18 protein-coding genes are annotated in these 17,532 nt (G+C 72.1%); 13 read left to right on the top strand and 5 right to left on the bottom strand.

Annotated elements, in window-relative coordinates; all coding sequences use genetic code 11:
- Positions 1 to 75 precede the first annotated feature (75 nt).
- From N4P33_RS20580 to N4P33_RS20570, 3 genes are all read left to right on the top strand, one after another.
- On the top strand, positions 76 to 861 hold the full coding sequence (locus N4P33_RS20580; RefSeq protein WP_260828118.1) for a hypothetical protein: 786 nt from the start codon (positions 76 to 78) through the stop codon (positions 859 to 861).
- Positions 858 to 2,069, top strand: coding sequence for a type VII secretion-associated serine protease mycosin (gene mycP / locus N4P33_RS20575; RefSeq protein WP_260828116.1), 1,212 nt, complete (start codon positions 858 to 860; stop codon positions 2,067 to 2,069). The genes N4P33_RS20580 and mycP overlap by 4 nt, the downstream gene beginning before the upstream one ends.
- 297 nt (positions 2,070 to 2,366) lie before the next feature.
- Positions 2,367 to 3,098 carry an SseB family protein gene (locus N4P33_RS20570; protein ID WP_260828115.1) on the top strand — a complete coding sequence of 244 codons (732 nt, stop codon included), beginning with the start codon at positions 2,367 to 2,369 and terminating at the stop codon, positions 3,096 to 3,098.
- Between the two features lie 36 nt (positions 3,099 to 3,134).
- Here the strand turns inward: N4P33_RS20570 and N4P33_RS20565 are convergent, their stop codons facing one another.
- Positions 3,135 to 3,515, bottom strand: coding sequence for a DUF1844 domain-containing protein (locus N4P33_RS20565; protein ID WP_260828114.1), 381 nt, complete (start codon positions 3,513 to 3,515; stop codon positions 3,135 to 3,137).
- 368 nt (positions 3,516 to 3,883) lie between these two features.
- Here N4P33_RS20565 and infC point away from each other — a divergent pair, with 368 nt between their 5' ends.
- From infC to N4P33_RS20520, 9 genes are all read left to right on the top strand, one after another.
- Positions 3,884 to 4,522 (top strand): translation initiation factor IF-3, encoded by a 639-nt coding sequence (gene infC / locus N4P33_RS20560; protein ID WP_260828117.1) that lies wholly within the window; start codon positions 3,884 to 3,886, stop codon positions 4,520 to 4,522.
- 111 nt (positions 4,523 to 4,633) lie between these two features.
- A complete protein-coding gene (gene rpmI, locus N4P33_RS20555) occupies positions 4,634 to 4,828 on the top strand; it encodes a 50S ribosomal protein L35 (protein ID WP_003977225.1) in 195 nt (64 codons plus the stop codon).
- 100 nt (positions 4,829 to 4,928) lie between these two features.
- Positions 4,929 to 5,312 (top strand): 50S ribosomal protein L20, encoded by a 384-nt coding sequence (rplT, locus tag N4P33_RS20550; protein WP_004933571.1) that lies wholly within the window; start codon positions 4,929 to 4,931, stop codon positions 5,310 to 5,312.
- Between the two features lie 185 nt (positions 5,313 to 5,497).
- Positions 5,498 to 6,346 (top strand): RNA methyltransferase, encoded by an 849-nt coding sequence (locus N4P33_RS20545; RefSeq protein WP_260828113.1) that lies wholly within the window; start codon positions 5,498 to 5,500, stop codon positions 6,344 to 6,346.
- A gap of 54 nt (positions 6,347 to 6,400) precedes the next feature.
- The gene (locus N4P33_RS20540) at positions 6,401 to 7,537 is read left to right on the top strand and encodes an ATP-binding protein (RefSeq protein ID WP_260828112.1); all 1,137 of its coding nucleotides are present in this window, start codon (positions 6,401 to 6,403) and stop codon (positions 7,535 to 7,537) included.
- Between the two features lie 137 nt (positions 7,538 to 7,674).
- Positions 7,675 to 8,796 carry a phenylalanine--tRNA ligase subunit alpha gene (pheS, locus tag N4P33_RS20535; protein WP_260828111.1) on the top strand — a complete coding sequence of 374 codons (1,122 nt, stop codon included), beginning with the start codon at positions 7,675 to 7,677 and terminating at the stop codon, positions 8,794 to 8,796.
- Positions 8,796 to 11,309 (top strand): phenylalanine--tRNA ligase subunit beta, encoded by a 2,514-nt coding sequence (gene pheT, locus N4P33_RS20530; protein WP_260828110.1) that lies wholly within the window; start codon positions 8,796 to 8,798, stop codon positions 11,307 to 11,309. Before pheS ends, pheT begins: the two co-directional genes overlap by 1 nt.
- A gap of 456 nt (positions 11,310 to 11,765) precedes the next feature.
- Complete coding sequence (locus N4P33_RS20525; RefSeq protein WP_260828109.1) at positions 11,766 to 13,106, top strand: transcriptional regulator; 1,341 nt, start codon at positions 11,766 to 11,768, stop codon at positions 13,104 to 13,106.
- Between the two features lie 141 nt (positions 13,107 to 13,247).
- Positions 13,248 to 13,775, top strand: a complete 528-nt coding sequence (locus tag N4P33_RS20520; protein WP_260828108.1) for an NUDIX hydrolase — start codon at positions 13,248 to 13,250, stop codon at positions 13,773 to 13,775.
- A 33-nt stretch (positions 13,776 to 13,808) separates the two neighbouring features.
- On the opposite strand, the gene N4P33_RS20515 is transcribed toward N4P33_RS20520, so the two are convergent.
- Positions 13,809 to 14,066, bottom strand: a complete 258-nt coding sequence (locus N4P33_RS20515; protein ID WP_260828107.1) for a hypothetical protein — start codon at positions 14,064 to 14,066, stop codon at positions 13,809 to 13,811.
- 181 nt (positions 14,067 to 14,247) lie between these two features.
- Positions 14,248 to 15,123 (bottom strand): 3-hydroxybutyryl-CoA dehydrogenase, encoded by an 876-nt coding sequence (locus N4P33_RS20510; RefSeq protein ID WP_260828106.1) that lies wholly within the window; start codon positions 15,121 to 15,123, stop codon positions 14,248 to 14,250.
- Positions 15,124 to 15,313: 190 nt separating this feature from the next.
- Here N4P33_RS20510 and N4P33_RS20505 point away from each other — a divergent pair, with 190 nt between their 5' ends.
- Positions 15,314 to 16,576, top strand: a complete 1,263-nt coding sequence (locus tag N4P33_RS20505; protein WP_260828105.1) for a glycoside hydrolase family 10 protein — start codon at positions 15,314 to 15,316, stop codon at positions 16,574 to 16,576.
- A gap of 11 nt (positions 16,577 to 16,587) precedes the next feature.
- On the opposite strand, the gene N4P33_RS20500 is transcribed toward N4P33_RS20505, so the two are convergent.
- A complete protein-coding gene (locus N4P33_RS20500; protein ID WP_260828104.1) occupies positions 16,588 to 16,788 on the bottom strand; it encodes a DUF1918 domain-containing protein in 201 nt (66 codons plus the stop codon).
- A gap of 93 nt (positions 16,789 to 16,881) precedes the next feature.
- A partial coding sequence (locus tag N4P33_RS20495) for a DMT family transporter (protein WP_260828103.1) occupies positions 16,882 to 17,532 on the bottom strand: 651 nt, incomplete at its 5' end.

Raw genomic sequence — 17,532 nt, 5'->3', positions numbered from 1 at the left:
CCCGCCCTCTCCTGGAGCGCCGCCTCGGCGCCGCAGCCCGCCCCGAACGGGGTGCCCGAGCGGCACGCACGCCAGATGTGGCCGCGCATGGGGGCGGCGCGGGGGCAGGCTGTCGCCGCCGCCGTGTGTCTGGTGCTCGGGATCGGCCTCATCGGCGGAGCCGTCACCGGGAGCTGGCTCGCCGGGGATTCCGGGGAGGCCGGGCAGCGCACCGGCTTCGCCGCCGGGCGGAGCCTCTGGCACAGCGTGCCCGTCGACCGGCTGTTTCCCCCCACCGTCCAGGGACGCGGCGCCGGTCCCGGTGAGGCCGACCGGACCTGGACCCGGATAGCCGTGGCCCCGGACAGCGGCTGCAAGGGCGCCTTCGACCCCCTGCTGCGCAAGGTTCTCGCCCCCGTCGGCTGCGAACGCCTGCTGCGCGCCACCTACACCGACGCCACCCAGAGCCACGTCACCACCGTCGGCCTGCTGTTCACCAAGGCCGACCCGGCCGCCATGACCTCCCTCGCCCGCCGCTTCGACCGGGAGCGCCTGGACCGCCGTACTGACCTCATGCCCCTGCCGTACGCCGCGAAGGGCACCGCCGCCGAGGACTTCGGGAAGGGGCAGCGCGCCGCCTGGGCGATCTCCGTGCTCACCGACGCCCCCGTCGTCGTCTACGCCGTCTCCGGCTGGGCCGACGGCCGCACCGTCGACACCCCGCAGCCCGCCGCCGACGCCCTGGAGTCCGCCGCGACCGCCGCCCCCGCCCAGTCCGGCCTCGGCCACGAGGCCCAGGGCCTCGCCGACCGCCTCGAACGCGGCCTGCGCGAGACCGTCGACAACGACGACGCCACGCCGGACCGGGAGCGTGCCTCATGAGCCCCGCAGCCCCCCGCCGACGCCGCGCCGCCCACGCCGGCCGCGTCGGACTCGGTGTCGCTCTCGCCGCCACCCTCGCCCTGCTCCCCGCCACCGCCGCGCACGCGGACGGCATACGCGCCCGGCAGTGGGCCCTGGACGCCCTGCACACCCAGGAGGTGTGGCGCACCACGAAGGGCGAGGGCGTCACCGTCGCCGTCCTCGACACCGGCGTCGACGCCGACCACCCCGACCTCGCCGGGAACGTCCTCACCGGCAAGGACCTCGTCGGCTTCGGCGCCGAACCGGGCGACCGCGCCTGGGCCCGCCACGGCACCGCCATGGCCGGCATCATCGCCGGCCACGGACACGGCGCCGGGAACGCCGACGGGGTCATGGGCGTCGCCCCCGAGGCGAAGATCCTCCCTGTCCGCGTGATCCTGGAGGACAAGGACCCGTCCCGCGCGAAGGCCCGCACCACCCGCGGCAACGCCCTCGCCGAAGGCATCCGCTGGGCCGCCGACCACGGCGCCGACGTCATCAACCTCTCCCTCGGCGACGACTCCGCCTCCGCCCACCCCGAGGCCGGCGTAGACGAGGCCATCCAGTACGCCCTGCGCAAGGGCGTCTCCGTCGTCGCCTCCGCCGGGAACGGCGGCGAGAAGGGCGACCACGTCTCCTACCCGGCCGCCTATCCCGGCGTCATCGCCGCCACCGCCGTCGACCGCTACGGCACCCGCGCCTCCTTCTCCACCCGCCGCTGGTACGCCACGGTCAGCGCGCCCGGCGTCGATGTGATCATCGCCGACCCCGACCGCAGGTACTACGAGGGCTGGGGCACCAGCGCCGCCGCCGCGTTCGTCTCCGGCGCCGTCGCCCTGGTCAGGTCGGCCCACCCGGACCTGACCCCCGCCCAGGTCAAACGCCTCCTGGAGGACACCGCCCGCAACGCCCCCGCCGACGGCCGCGACGACTCCCGGGGCTTCGGCTTCATCGACCCGGCCGCCGCGATCAAGGCCGCGGCCGACCTGAAACCCGAGGGTCTCAAGTCGGCGGCCTACGGCGAGCGGTACTTCGGCCCCGGCCCGGACGACACCGCGACCGACGACGACACCGCCGACTGGGCGGCCCCCCTGGCGGGCAGCGCGGGCGGCGTCCTGCTGGTCGCCGCGGTCGTCCTGTGGCGAGGCCGCCGCACCAGCCGCGAGGACACCCCGGGCGGCTTCTAGTGCCCCGGCAGGCAACGTTTGCCCGTCGAGGAGCGGCGTCCGGTGCGTGCTCTGGGGGCCCCGGCCGGAGGCTGGGGGAGTGCCCGCCGGAAGTCCTCGTACTGGATGTACTTGGGCTTTCGGCCGGTGCGGCGAGAGGGCGTGCCGGGTGTCGCGACGGGGCGAACGTTGCCTGTTGGGGCACTAGCACCCCTGCCAACTACGAGGGGTGCCCCCGGGCGGGACCGTTCGCCCCTGAGGAACGGCGTCCGCTCCCGCCGCCGGGGTCCCCGCACGCTGCCGATAGGGTCGGGGACCGTGGCGAACAAGAACATTCCCGACCCCGGTTTCCGTGACGACGACGGCTCCGCCGACCCCCGGCTGAGCGCCGCGCTCGCGGCCTGGGCCGAGGACCGCAGTGCCGTCGGGCCCGTGCTGGAGGCGCTCAAGGGCGCCCGGCTGCTCGTCCCGGTCGTCGCGCTGCTCGGCGAGGTCGAGGAGGACGAGAACGGGCTGCGCCGCGAGAAGACCAGCGACATGGCCGTCCCCACCCTGAAGGCCGGCCACCGCACCGCGCTCCCCGCCTTCACCTCCACCGAGTCCCTGGCCCGCTGGGACCCGGCGGCCCGCCCGGTCGCCGTACCACTGCATCAGGCACTGCAGGCCGCCGCGCACGAGAAGGCCGACACCGTCGTGCTGGACCTCGCGGGACCCGTGCCCTTCGAACTGACCGGGCCCGCGCTGCTCGCGCTCGCCGAGGGGCGGACGTCCCTCGACCCGCTCGCCGATCCCGCGGTCACCGAGGCCGTACGCGGCGTCGTCGCCGCCGAGCCCGCCGTGCTGCGCGCCCACCTCGGACCGGGCCAGGCCGACGGCACCCTCGCCCTCGTCCTCGACCCCGCCGCACCCGCCGCCGAGGCCGCCCGCGCCGTCGCCCAGCGACTCGCCGCCGACGAAACACTCAGGGCCCGCCTGGTGCGCGGCCTCGACCTGGCAGTCCTGCCGGCCGGGACCGTGCCACCGGGCGAGCCCCTGTACGTGAAGGAATAGTCCGCGAAGCTCCCGAAGGAACAGCTCCGGGCGCGCTCAGCCGCCGTAGACCGGGCCCGTGTACTTCTCGCCCGGGCCCTGCCCCGGCTCGTCCGGGACCAGCGACGCCTCGCGGAACGCCAGCTGCAGCGACTTCAGGCCGTCCCGCAGCGGCGCCGCGTGGAAGGAGCTGATCTCGGTCGCGCTGCCGTCCAGCAGACCGGCCAGGGCGTGGATCAGCTTGCGCGCCTCGTCCAGGTCCTTGAACGTGTCGCCCTCCTCGGTCAGACCGAGCTTCACCGCGGCGGCGCTCATCAGATTGACGGCGACCGTCACGATCACCTCGACCGCCGGAACCTCCGCGATGTCGCGGGCCATGGCGTCGAAGTCGGGGTTGGCAGGGGTCTCGGGGTTGTCCGAGGGGGAGGTCTCACTCATGGCCCACACGATAGGTGGTGCCGGCGGACGCCTCCCGGTTAGCCCTTGTCAAGCGATCCTGCTAACCTTGTTGACGACCGGCCGGACGCGCATGTGCAGACGAGCGTGCTCGGCCCACAAGTGGAGGCTTTCGAACTCCCACCTGGCCACCCTCACGGGCGGCGGGTCACCGGTCAGGCGGCGCAGTCCCCGAGACGGCGTTCCGCCCGAAAGCGCGCCCCGCGACGCGGCGGTGCTCCGGTAGTTCGAGGAGCCCCGCCTGTGATCGTCCGGGGCATTTTTTCTGCACCGGCGCGGTTAGGTCTAACGAACACACACGTTACGCGGCTGTCCGCCAGACCGTCGCGTGGTGCTACCGAGGAGGATCCATCAGCGCCGAGCCCCGCATCAACGACCGGATTCGCGTTCCCGAGGTGCGACTTGTCGGTCCCAGTGGCGAGCAGGTGGGCATCGTCCCCCTGGCCAAGGCACTGGAGCTTGCGCAGGAGTACGACCTGGACCTGGTCGAGGTCGCGGCGAACGCCCGTCCGCCCGTGTGCAAGCTCATGGACTACGGGAAGTTCAAGTACGAGTCGGCCATGAAGGCCCGTGAGGCGCGCAAGAACCAGGCGCACACGGTCATCAAGGAGATGAAGCTCCGGCCGAAGATCGACCCGCACGACTACGACACCAAGAAGGGTCACGTCGTCCGGTTCCTCAAGCAGGGCGACAAGGTCAAGATCACGATCATGTTCCGTGGTCGCGAGCAGTCCCGGCCGGAGCTCGGCTACCGGCTGCTGCAGCGTCTCGCGGAGGACGTCCAGGACCTCGGGTTCGTCGAGTCGAACCCGAAGCAGGACGGCCGCAACATGATCATGGTCCTCGGTCCGCACAAGAAGAAGACCGAGGCGATGGCCGAGGCCCGCCAGGCACAGGAGGCCCGCAAGGCTTCCGCGAAGGCCAACCCCGGCCGCTCGCAGAACCCTGCGGACGCCGAGGCTTCCGCCGAGGAGCCCGCCGAGGCGTGATCCCCGGGACCGCGAGGTCCCAGGAAGCAACCGAAACAAGTACGACGCTCCACCGTGCCCGGTTTTCGCGACCGGGCACCGGAGCGCCACCGACGAGGAGAGAACGGCGCTATGCCGAAGAACAAGTCGCACAGCGGTGCCAGCAAGCGCTTCAAGATCACCGGCTCCGGCAAGGTGCTCCGCGAGCGCGCCGGCAAGCGCCACCTGCTCGAGCACAAGTCGTCCCGTGTGACGCGTCGCCTCACCGGCAACGCCGAGATGGCCCCGGGCGACGCCGCGAAGATCAAGAAGCTTCTCGGCAAGTGACGCCCCGGCGCCCTCACTGAGCGCCGCACGTCAGGACCGGGACCCAATCGATTTCGGGCCGTGTGAAGACCACCACGGCCCCGCTACAAGGAGTTAACAAGTGGCACGCGTCAAGCGGGCAGTCAACGCCCACAAGAAGCGCCGGGCGATCCTCGAGCAGGCCTCCGGCTACCGCGGTCAGCGTTCGCGCCTGTACCGCAAGGCCAAGGAGCAGGTCACCCACTCGCTGGTCTACAACTACAACGACCGCAAGAAGCGCAAGGGTGACTTCCGCCAGCTGTGGATCCAGCGCATCAACGCCGCTGCCCGCGCCAACGGCATCACCTACAACCGCTTCATCCAGGGTCTGAAGGCCGCGAACGTCGAGGTCGACCGCAAGATCCTGGCGGAGCTGGCCGTGAACGACGCGACGGCGTTCGCCGCGCTCGTCGAGGTCGCCCAGAAGGCGCTGCCGGCGGATGTGAACGCGCCCAAGGCCGCGTGACGCTGCGCCGGCTCTGAGCCGACGTGACTGTAGGACCCGCAGGTTTTGAGCCTGCGGGTCCTGTTGTTGGGGTGGGTTCGGTTTGCATGCGGCTGCGGGTTCGTTGTGGCTGGTCGCGCAGTTCCCCGCGCCCCTAGGGGGTGCCCCTGCGGTGCCTTGAATTCTTCCTGGAAGTGAAAGTAGACATGTCCTCCGTCGGGCCCGAGTTGATCTCTCCCCGTTCTTCCCGTGTTGCCGCTGCCCGTCGGCTGGCCAAGCGGAACTTCCGGGGGAAGGAGCGGCTGTTTCTTGCTGAGGGGCCGCAGGCTGTGCGGGAGGCGGCGGCGTACGGGGACACCCTCGTCGAGCTGTTCGCGACCGTCGAGGCCGCGGAGCGGTACGCCGACATCGTCGGGGAGGCGCGCGGTGCCGGGGCCCGGGTGCACCTCGCGTCGGAGCAGGTGATCGCCGACATCTCCACCACCGTCACCCCGCAAGGGCTCGTCGGGGTGTGCCGGTTCGTCGACACGCCGTTCGAGGAGATCCTCGCCGCCCGGCCCAAGCTCGTCGCCGTGCTCGCGCACGTCCGCGACCCCGGGAACGCCGGGACCGTGCTGCGCTGTGCCGATGCCGCCGGGGCCGAGGCCGTCGTGCTGACCGATGCCTCCGTCGATCTGTACAACCCCAAGGCCGTGCGGGCGTCCGTCGGGTCGCTGTTCCATCTGCCCGTCGCCGTCGGGGTGCCCGTCGAGCAGGCCGTGGCCGGGCTCCGGGACGCCGGGGTGCGGGTGCTCGCCGCCGACGGGGCCGGGGACCGCGACCTCGACGAGGAGCTGGACAAGGGGAGCATGGGCGGGCCGACCGCCTGGGTGTTCGGGAACGAGGCCTGGGGGCTGCCCGAGGAGACCCGCGCGCTCACCGACGCCGTCGTCCGCGTGCCCCTCCACGGGAAGGCCGAGAGCCTGAACCTCGCCACCGCCGCCGCCGTATGTCTCTACGCGTCGGCACGTGCACAGCGCGCCGCCGGAGGGTGCCGCTCCGTCACCGGAAACTAGTAGGGTGACCAGCTCGGGGACCCCCTGAGGCAGTCCGAGAGGTGGGGTACGGGGATGAGCGTCGGCACGAGCAGGGCAGCGGGACCACACGGGGCGGCACGCCCGCCCGCGCCCCGGCCCGGTGAACTCGCCGACCTCGGGATCGACCCCGACGAGCTGCCCGACGGCCTCGTCGTCGCCGACGAGCACGGACGGGTCGTCTGCTTCAACGCCGCCGCCGCACGGATCACCGCCGTACCCGCCGAGGAGGCCCTCGGGCAGCGGCTCGACAAGGCGCTGCCGTTAGAGGACCTGGAGGGGCGCCGCTGGTGGCAGCTGACCGACCCCTATGGCGGTCTCGCCATCCGGGTGCGGCAGCCCGAGCGGAACCTGCTGCTGCCCGGCGGCCGGGAGGTCCTGGTCTCCGCCCGCTATGTGCGCACCCGGCCGACAGGGCCCGTACGGCGTGTCGTCGTCACCCTGCGGGACACCGAGGCCCGGCGCCGCACCGAGCGCAGCCACGCCGAGCTGATCGCCACCGTCGCCCACGAGCTGCGCTCCCCGCTCACCTCCGTCAAGGGCTTCACCGCCACCCTCCTCGCCAAGTGGGAGCGGTTCACCGACGACCAGAAGCGGCTGATGCTCGAGACCGTCGACGCCGACGCCGACCGCGTCACCCGCCTCATCGCCGAACTGCTGGACATCTCGCGCATCGACTCCGGACGGCTGGAGGTGCGCCGCCAGCCCGTCGACATCGGCGCCGCCGTCTCCCGGCACATCCAGGCCTACGTCGCCTCCGGACTCACCGCCGACCGGTTCCTGCTCCGCGTCCAGCAGCCGCTGCCCGACCTGTGGGCCGACCCCGACAAGATCGACCAGGTGCTCAGCAACCTGCTGGAAAATGCCGTGCGCCACGGAGAGGGAACGGTCACGATTGACGTCACGGCCACGGCGTCGCCCCGCGAGGGCGAGGACGCCGGCACGTCGGTCACGGTGAGCGATGAGGGGCCCGGCATTCCGGAGGAGTCCATGAACCGCGTCTTCACCCGCTTCTGGCGGGGCAGCAAGCGCGGCGGCACGGGCCTTGGGCTGTACATCGTCAAGGGCATCGTCGAGGCCCACGGCGGCACCATCACGGTCGGACGCGCCGCCACCGGTGGCGCCCAGTTCCGATTTACGTTGCCCGTGGGGGCACCGGCGTATCTCGCCTGAGGACCCACGGGCGCATTCGCGTACCAGCACCCCGTTAGACTCGGCCTTTGGCACCTTTGTGTCCCGAAAACCGTGACGAGCCGTCCATGGGTCGGTGACGGGGACCTTCAGCCAGCCAATCGGAAGCACGGGAAGAGATGTCGGCACCCAATAAGTCGTACGACCCTGTCGAGGTCGAGACGTTGAAACCGGAAGAGATCGAGCGCATGCGGGACGAGGCGCTCGCCGCCTTCGCCGCCGCGGACTCCCTCGACGCGCTCCACGAGGCCAAGGTCGCCCACACCGGCCCGGCCTCCCCGCTGGCCCTCGCCAACCGCGAGATCGGCGCCCTGCCCCCGCACGCCAAGGCCGAGGCCGGCAAGCGCGTGGGCCAGGCCCGCGGCGCCGTGAACAAGGGCCTCGCCGCCCGCCAGGCCGAACTCGAGGCGGAGCGCGACGCACGCGTGCTCGTCGAGGAGGCGGTGGACGTCACGCTGCCCTACGACCGAGTCGTGTCGGGCGCCCGTCACCCGCTGACCACGCTGTCCGAGCGCATCGAGGACATCTTCGTCGCCATGGGCTACGAGGTAGCCGAGGGTCCCCAGGTCGAGGCCGAGTGGTTCAACTTCGACGCCCTCAACATCGGCCCGGACCACCCGGCGCGCGGTGAGCACGACACCTTCTTCGTGCAGGGCCCCCAGGGCGGCACCGAGTCCGGCGTCGTGCTGCGCACCCACACCTCGCCCGTGCAGATCCGCTCGCTGCTCGACCGCGAGCTGCCGGTCTACGTGATCTGCCCCGGCCGCGTGTACCGCACCGACGAGCTGGACGCGACCCACACCCCGGTCTTCCACCAGGTGGAGCTCCTCGCCGTCGACGAGGGCCTCACCATGGCCGACCTCAAGGGCACCCTGGACCACATGGTGCAGTCGCTGTTCGGCGAGGGCATGAAGACCCGGCTGCGGCCGAACTTCTTCCCGTTCACCGAGCCGAGCGCCGAGATGGACATGCTCTGCTACGTCTGCAAGGGCGAGTCCGTCGGCAACCCCGACCGGCCCTGCCGTACCTGCTCCTCCGAGGGATGGATCGAGCTGGGCGGCTGCGGCATGGTCAACCCGCGGGTGCTCGTCGCCTGCGGCGTGGACCCGGAGAAGTACAGCGGCTTCGCCTTCGGGTTCGGTATCGAGCGGATGCTGATGTTCCGCCACAACGTCGAGGACATGCGAGACATGGTCGAGGGTGACGTCCGGTTCACCCGGCCGTTCGGGATGGAGATCTGATGCGGGTCCCGCTTTCTTGGCTGCGGGAGTACGTCGACCTGCCGGCGACGGAGACCGGGCGCGACGTCCAGGCCAAGCTGATTTCGGCCGGTCTCGAGGTGGAGACCGTCGAGCACCTCGGCGCCGACCTCAAGGGCCCCCTCGTGGTGGGGCAGGTCGCGACCATCGAGGAGCTGGAGGGCTTCAAGAAGCCGATCCGCTTCTGCACCGTCGACGTCGGCCAGGCCAACGGCACCGGCGAGCCGCAGGAGATCATCTGCGGTGCCCGCAACTTCCAGGTCGGCGACAAGGTCGTCGTGGCCCTGCCCGGCGCGGTGCTGCCCGGTGACTTCCAGATCGCCGAGCGCAAGACGTACGGCCGGATGTCGCGCGGCATGATCTGCTCCAGCGACGAGCTGAACATGGGCGACGACGGCACCAAGGGCATCATCGTGCTGCCGCCGGAGACCGAGATCGGCAAGGACGCGATCGAGCTGCTGGAGCTGGTCGACGAGGTCCTCGACATCGCCGTCACGCCCGACCGCGGCTACTGCCTGTCCATCCGCGGCGTCGCCCGTGAGACGGCCACCGCGTACGGGCTGCCGCTGCGCGACCCGGCCCTGCTCGACGTGCCCGCGCCGAACGCCTACGGCTACCCGGTGAAGGTCTCCGACCCCACCGGCTGCGACCGCTTCACCGCCCGCACGGTGACCGGGCTCGCCCCCGAGGCGCGCTCCCCGATCTGGCTGCAGCGCCGCCTGCAGAAGGTCGGCATGCGCCCGATCTCGCTGGCCGTGGACGTCACCAACTACGTGATGATGGAGCTCGGCCAGCCGCTGCACGCCTACGACCGTTCCCTGGTCCAGGGCACCATCGGCGTCCGCCGGGCCGAGCCGGGCGAGAAGCTCACCACCCTCGACGGCGTGGAGCGCACCCTCGACCCCGAGGACCTGGTCATCACCGACGACCGGGGCCCGATCGGCCTCGCCGGTGTCATGGGCGGCGCGAACACGGAGATCGCCGACCACGACACCGCCGAGAGCGCCACCGCCGACGTGGTGATCGAGGCCGCGCACTTCGACGCGGTGTCCATCGCGCGCACGGCCCGCCGGCACAAGCTGTCCTCCGAGGCGTCCCGGCGCTTCGAGCGCGGCGTCGACCCGATGGCCGCCGCCGCTGCTGCGCAGCGCACGGTCGACCTGCTGGTGCTGCTCGCGGGCGGCACCGCCGAGGCCGGCGTCACCGAGGTCATCGCGCCGACCGCGCCGCGGACCATCACCATCCCCGCGGACCACCCCGACAAGGTCGCCGGTGTCGCCTACGGCCGGGAGACCGTCGTACGGCGTCTGCAGGAGGTCGGCTGCGACGTGTACGGGCAGGACGAGCTGATCGTCACCGTGCCGTCCTGGCGGCCCGACCTGACCGACCCGAACGACCTCGCCGAGGAGGTCATCCGGCTCGAGGGCTACGAGAACCTGCCCTCCACGCTGCCCAAGCCGCCCGCCGGACGCGGCCTGACCCACCGGCAGCGGCTGCACCGCCGCGTCGGCCGGGCGCTGGCCGGGGCCGGGTACGTCGAGGCGCCGAACTACCCGTTCGTCAGCGAGCAGGTCTTCGACCAGCTCGGCCTCGACGCCGACGACCCCGCCCGCCGCGTGGTGAAGCTGACCAACCCGCTCAGCGACGAGGAGCCCGCGCTGCGGACCTCGCTGCTGCCGGGCCTGCTGGGCGCGCTGCGCCGCAACGACGGGCGCGGCAGCCACGACCTGGCGCTGTTCGAGACGGGGCTGGTGTTCCACCCGCGCGACGAGCAGCGGATCGCCGTCCGCCTGCCCGTGGACCGGCGGCCCACCGAGGAGGAGATCGCCGAGCTGGACGCGGCGCTGCCCGACCAGCCGCGGCATGTCGCCGTGGTCCTCGCGGGCGCCCGTGAGCAGGCCGGCTGGTGGGGCAAGGGCCGTCCCGCCGACTGGGCCGACGCGGTCGAGGCGGCGCGGACCGTGGCCCGGGAGGCCGGTGCCGAACTGGTCGTCCGCAAGGGCCAGTACGGGCCGTGGCACCCCGGCCGGTGCGCCGAGCTGACCGTCACCGTCGACGGTGCGGAGCGGGTCGTCGGGCACGCGGGTGAGCTGCACCCGCGTGTGGTGAAGGCCCTCGGTCTGCCCGCGCGCACCTGTGCGATGGAGCTGGACCTCGATGTCCTGGAGCGGGTCGGCGACGACACGCCGCAGGCGCCGGGCATCTCCACGTTCCCCGTGGCGACGCAGGATGTCGCGCTGGTCGTGGACGCGTTCGTTCCGGCGGCGGATGTCGAGGCGGCGCTGCGGGACGGGGCCGGTGAACTCCTGGAGTCCATCCGGTTGTTCGACGTTTATGAGAACGCTGAGCAGCTGGGTGAGGGGCGCAAGTCCCTTGCGTATGCGCTCCGCTTCAGGGCGGGGGACCGGACGCTGACGGTGGATGAGGCGTCGGCGGCGCGGGATGCGGCGGTTGCCCTCGCGGGCGAGCGTACGGGGGCTGTGCTGCGGAGTTAGGGCGCCTTAGGGGCGGGGAGCTGCGGTGGTGTGGCGACTGCGGGTGCGTGGTGGCCGTTCGCGCAGTTCCCCGCGCCCCTAAAGGTAGGTCCAGCGCAACCCCCTCAGGGGCGCGGGGAACTGCGCGACCAGCCACAGCGCACCGGCAGTCGACAACGCGCCCTTGCCCCTACGGCGATGAGTCAACCGGCGTAACCGGCGGAGCCAACCGGCAGAGCCGTCCGCCCCGCCACGGAGTGTCGGGCAGGCAGCTGGGCGGACGGCGTGGAAGCGGGCCGCCGCACTGTACGAGGGGGAGCCGGCGGCCCGGCCGGCCTCTTGCGAGGCATTTCAGTCAACCGGCTGGAAACTCTCCGCGACAGTGCGCGCACCCTGCGGATTCGAGCACTCCGTTCACACCCCGTGTGAACCGCGTGCCAGTACGCTGTCGGGCACCGATCCACCGGGGGGCCCGGCATGCAGCCCAACACTCTGCTCGACGCGATCCTGGACGAGGCGGGGATCTCGCACGCGGGACTGGCCGCGCACGTCAACCAGGCCGGCCGGGCACGCGGACTGTCCCTCAGATACGAACACACCGCCGTGGCGCGGTGGTTGAAGGGGCAGCGGCCGCGGGGCCAGGTGCCCGACCTGATCTGTGAGGTGCTCGCCGCCCGGCTGCACCGACCCGTCACCCTGGACGACATCGGCCTCGGTGTCCCCGGTGAGCCCTCCGCGCCGCACACCGGCTCCCTGTCCGGCTTCGTCGAGCGGGCCACCGCCCTGTGGCGCTCCGACCAGCAGCAGCGGCCGCACATCCTGGGCGCCCCCGCCGTCACCGGCACGCCCGCCGTGATGCCGGTGTGGGAGTGGGAGAACCCGCCGGAGGACACGGACGTCTCCCGCGGCGGCCGGCACCGGGTCACAGCGAGCGACCTCGCCATGCTGCGGGCCGCCCGCAGCCACTACGAGCAGATGTACCGCAAGGCCGGCGGCATCGCGACCCGCGCCCGGATCGTCGGCTTCCTCAACGCCGAGGCCGCCCCGCTGCTGCGCGGCGGCTACACCGACGCCACCGGCCGCCAACTCCACCGGGCCACCGGCGGGTTGGTGGCGATCGCCGGGATCTGCGCGTACGACTCCGACGCGCACGGACTCGCCCAGCGCTACTTCCACCAGGCGCTGCGCCTCGCCAAGGCCAGCGGAGACCGGGGACTCGGCGCGTACGTCATCGCGCTGCTGGTCAACCAGTCGCTGTTCATGCGGGAGTACCGGCAGGCCGTCGCCTTCGCCGAGTCCGCGCTGCGGGCCGCCGGCAAGCACATCACCCCGGCGCTCGCCTCCGATCTGTACGCGATGCAGGCGAAGGCGTACGCACACCTCGGCGACGGCACGAGCGCGCTGTCCTGCATCCGGCGTGCCGAGCAGGCCGCCGAACGCATCCGGCGCGGATACGAACCGGACGAGACCGGCTATGTCCAGCCGGGCCTGGTCAACGTCCAGGTGGCGGAGGCGCTGCTGAGCCTCGGTGAGATCGCGGCGGCCGGGGAGCACGCGGCGGCGGCCGTGGACAATCCCGCGCACGACCGGGGCCGGGTGCACCGGCTCGCGATGCTCAGCACCATCGAGCTGAGACAGGGCAACGCCGACAAGGCCGTGGCCATCGCGGTGCAGATGGCCGAGCAGGCCCGGGGGATGGAGTCCCAGCGGCTGCGCGACAGACTCCGCGCGGTGCGCGAGCATCTCGTGCGCAGCGGCTGCGCGGGCACCGCCGAGGCGGCCGAACTGATCGACGGCGCCCTGCGCGTACCGCTGTAGCACGGACGTACCCGGGCCGCTTCTGCCCCCTGCCGCGCCTCCGCCACGCCGTCCGCTGCGCCGCGGGCGTCCGCCGTGCGCCTGCTGCCGGACCGCTCCTGCTGCGATATTGCCCCTTACTCGGCGGAAGGTGGCAGAACCGTGCAGTGGACGAAACAGAACGAACAGACTGTGTACTCAAACCGCTGGTTCAGCGTCAATCTCGCGGATGTGCAACTACCCGACGGCCGGCACCTGGACCACTTCCTCATACGGCTGCGGCCCGTGGCCGTGGCCACGGTGGTCAACGAGGCCAACGAGGTGCTGCTGCTGTGGCGGCACCGCTTCATCACCGACAGCTGGGGGTGGGAACTCGCCGCGGGCGTGGTCGAGGACGGCGAGGACATCGCCGTCGCGGCGGCCCGGGAACTGGAGGAGGAGACCGGATGGCGACCCGGCCCCCTGCACCACCTCATGAGCGTGGAGCCGTCCAACGGGCTCACCGACGCCCGGCACCACATCTACTGGTCCGAGGAGGGCGAGTACGTCGGCCACCCCGTGGACGACTTCGAGTCGGACCGGCGCGAGTGGGTCCCCCTGAAGGTGGTCCCCGACCTGGTCGCCCGCGGCGAGGTCCCCGCGGCCAACATGGCGGCGGCGTTACTCCTGCTGCACCATCTCCGGCTCTGAAGGAGGTGTCCCAGGCGGGACTTCGCGCACCCCCTAACGCCCGAACGCCTGCCAGACGGCGACGACCAGGGCCGCCACGGCGGTGAGCGCCGTGACCGACTGGAGCGGCCAGCGGGTGTGTTCCAGTGTCGTCAGGCGTGCGTTCAGGTCCTCCAGCTCCTTGGCTGTCTCCTCGGTGCGATGGGAGAGCAACGCCAGTCCGCCCTCGACGCGGGCGTGGGCCACGTCCATCCTGCGTCGTAACTCTGCGAGTTCTCCCTGGACTGCTAAATGCTCGGGATCGGCGGTCACGAACCGCTCCTTTCCGTAGTCGTATGCGTCCCTTGCATGCGCATGCTGAGTCAACTCGCCTGCTGGGCGCGTGGGGAGAGTGTGCGTCAGGCATATGCGGACCCGGCGCGCACACGGTGTGTGAAAGCCACGGGCCCGGCACTCGAAGAAGTGCCGGGCCCGCGTTGGTCGCTGAGCGTGATCAGGCGTAGGAGTAGAACCCCGAGCCGGTCTTGCGGCCCAGGCGGCCCGCGTCGACCATGCGCTGGAGCAGCGGGGGAGCGGCGTAGAGCGGCTCCTTGTACTCCTCGTACATCGAGTAGGCGACCGAGGCGACCGTGTCCAGGCCGATGAGGTCGGCCAGCTTCAGCGGGCCCATCGGGTGCGCGCAGCCCATCTCCATGCCGTTGTCGATGTCCTCGCGGCTGGCGATGCCCGACTCGAACATCCGGATCGCGGACAGCAGATAGGGGATCAGCAGCGCGTTCACCACGAAGCCCGAGCGGTCCTGGGCGCGGATCGCGTGCTTGCCCAGCACCTTCTCGGTGAAGACCTGGGCGCGGCCGATGGTGCCCTCGGAGGTGGTGAGCGCCGGGATCAGCTCGACCAGCTTCTGCACCGGGGCCGGGTTGAAGAAGTGGATGCCGATCACGTGGTCCGGCCGCGAGGTGGCGACCGCCAGCTTCACCAGCGGGATGGAGGAGGTGTTGGAGGCCAGGATCGCGTCCGGGCGGGTCACCACCTGGTCGAGGACCTGGAAGATCTCGGTCTTGACCTGCTCGTTCTCGACCACGGCCTCGATCACCAGATCACGGTCGGCGAACTCGCCGAGGTCCGTGGTGAAGCTCAGCCGCGCCTGCGTGGCCGCCAGCTCCTCCTCGGTGATCTTGCCGCGCTCGGCGGCCTTCGTCAGGGAGTTGAACAGCCGGGTGCGGCCGATCTCCAGGGCCTCGCCGGTGGTCTCGGCGACCTTCACGTCCAGTCCGGCGCGGGCGCACACCTCGGCGATCCCCGCGCCCATCTGGCCGCAGCCCACCACTCCGACGCGTGCAATGTCTCCCGCAGGGATGTCCGTCACATCGTCCCCTTCACCTGTTTCGGGCAGCTCGCCTGTTCGCTGCTGCGGCTCTGGCAGGTTCGCCGGGTCCCGGTGCCTGCTCCGTTCGTGCACGTTACTCCGAAGTATCGATGATCGATCGCGGGGGTCGGGCATCCTGGGCGCGAAACGGTCCGTGACCGGGCGGATCGGCCGGTGTCCAGGGGTGCGCATGGGACGAGTGTCACGCAGGGCGTTCACGATGGCGGCGCTGTCGGCGCTGACGATGATGCCGCCGGCGTCGGCGGCGTCGGGACGGCGTGGGGGAGGCGGCGCGGCGACGGGAAGCGGAGGAGGCGGCGCGGCGACCGGTGAGATGCGCGGCGTCTGGGTCGCGAGCGTGTCCAACCGGGACTGGCCCTCCGCCCCCGGACTGAGCGCCGCCGAGCAGCGGGCCGAGCTGATCGCCCACCTCGACACCGCCGTACGGAACCGGCTCAACACGGTCATCTTCCAGGTGCGGCCGACCGCCGACGCCCTGTGGCCGTCACCGTACGAGCCGTGGTCCGAGTACCTCACCGGCACCCAGGGCGCCGACCCGGGCTGGGACCCGCTGGGCACGGCCGTCGAGGAGGCGCACGCCCGGGGGCTCGAACTGCACGCCTGGTTCAACCCGTACCGCGTCGCCCTGCACGCCGACCCCGCCCGGCTCGTCGCCTCCCACCCGGCGCGGCGCAACCCCGGCTGGGTGGTCCCGTACGGCGGCCGGCTGTACTACAACCCGGGGCTGCCCGAGGTCCGCGCCTTCGTCGAGGAGGCGATGCTCGACGCGGTGCGCCGCTATCCCGTGGACGCGGTGCACTTCGACGACTACTTCTACCCGTACCCGATCGCCGGGCAGAGCTTCGACGACGACGCCGCCTACGACGCCCACGGCGGCGGTTTCCCGAACCGGGCCGCGTGGCGGCGGGACAACGTGAACCGGCTGGTGCGCGAGACGGCCGCCCGGATCAAGGAGATCCGCCCCGGCACGCTGTTCGGCATCAGCCCGTTCGGGGTGTGGCGCAACAGCGACACGGACCCGCTCGGCTCGGACACCAGGGCGGGCGTGCAGACGTACGACGATCTGCACGCGGACACCCGCCGCTGGGCGCGCGAGCACTGGATCGACTACATCTGCCCGCAGCTGTACTGGCACATCGGCCACCCCGCCGCCGACTACGCGACGCTGCTCGCCTGGTGGGCCGACGTCGTACGGGACTCCGGTACCCGGCTGCACATCGGGGAGGCGCTCTACAAGGCGAGCGACCCCGCCCAGCCGGCCGCCTGGCAGCAGCCGGCCGAGCTGTCCCGCCACCTCACGCTGGCCGAGGAGTACACGCCGGTGCGCGGTCACGTCTTCTTCTCCGCGCGCGAGGTGGCGGCCGACCCGATCGGGGCGATGGCGCGGGTGGTCGCCGACCACTACGGGCAGCCGGCCGGGCCCCCGCGCTGATCCACCGCGATCTACTGCTGGGTCGTGGTCGTCCGGTGCCGGATCTCGGTGTCGGGGCCGGGGGAGCACACGCCCTCGTGTCCGTCCTCGAAGCGGACGCGGTAGGGCGGGTTGCCTTCCTGGCCCAGTACTTCGACGATCTCGCCGACCTTGTCGTGCTGACCGACCACCCTGCCGTGCTGGACAAGCTGGTCACCGACGGTTGCGTGCATCGGGGCCTCCTCACCGTGGATGGGGGAGCAGCGGTCCGTGACCTCGAGTCTAGGACGTGGGCGCGCCGCTCGGCAGCGGGCCGTGCTGCCCTTTCAGCCGCGCGTCCGCTGCGTGACGGCGATGCACACCAGCACCGCCGCGGCCGTCAGCGGGGCGGCCGGCGTCAGGTGCTCGCCCAGCAGGAACACCGACCACACCAGTGTGAGCAGCGGCTGAGCGAGCTGCAACTGGCTCGCCTTGGGAATGCCGATCGCCGCCATGCCCCGGTACCAGACCACCAGCCCGAGGAACTGGGAGCCCGCCGCCACCCACAGCAGCCCGGTCACGCTGTGCGCGGTCAGCTCGACCGGCTCCAGCGACAGCGCCACCGCCGCGGCGGGCAGCGTGAGCGGCAGACACAGCACCAGCGCCCAGCCGACCACCTGCCAGCCCGGCATCACCCGGGCCAGCCTGCCGCCCTCGGTGTACCCGGCCGCGCACACCAGCAGCGCCGCGAACAGGTACAGGTCGGCCGTGCTCAGCGCGCCGCCGCTCTGCCGGACGGTGAACGCCACCACCGCGGTGGCCCCGGCGAGCGCCGCCGCCCAGAAGGTCCGCGAGGGACGGGCGCCGACCCGCAGCGCGGACAGCAACGCGGTGGTGAGCGGGAGCAGCCCGACCACGACGGCCGCGTGGGCGGTGGTGGAGGTCTGCAGGGCGAGCGTGGTCAGCAGCGGGAAACCGAGCACCACCCCGGCGGCGAC

It is taken from the genome of Streptomyces sp. 15-116A (assembly GCF_025290915.1).
GTDB lineage: Bacteria > Actinomycetota > Actinomycetes > Streptomycetales > Streptomycetaceae > Streptomyces.
Note: the sequence above shows the minus strand (reverse complement) of the source record. Positions and strands in the feature narration are given on the sequence as shown.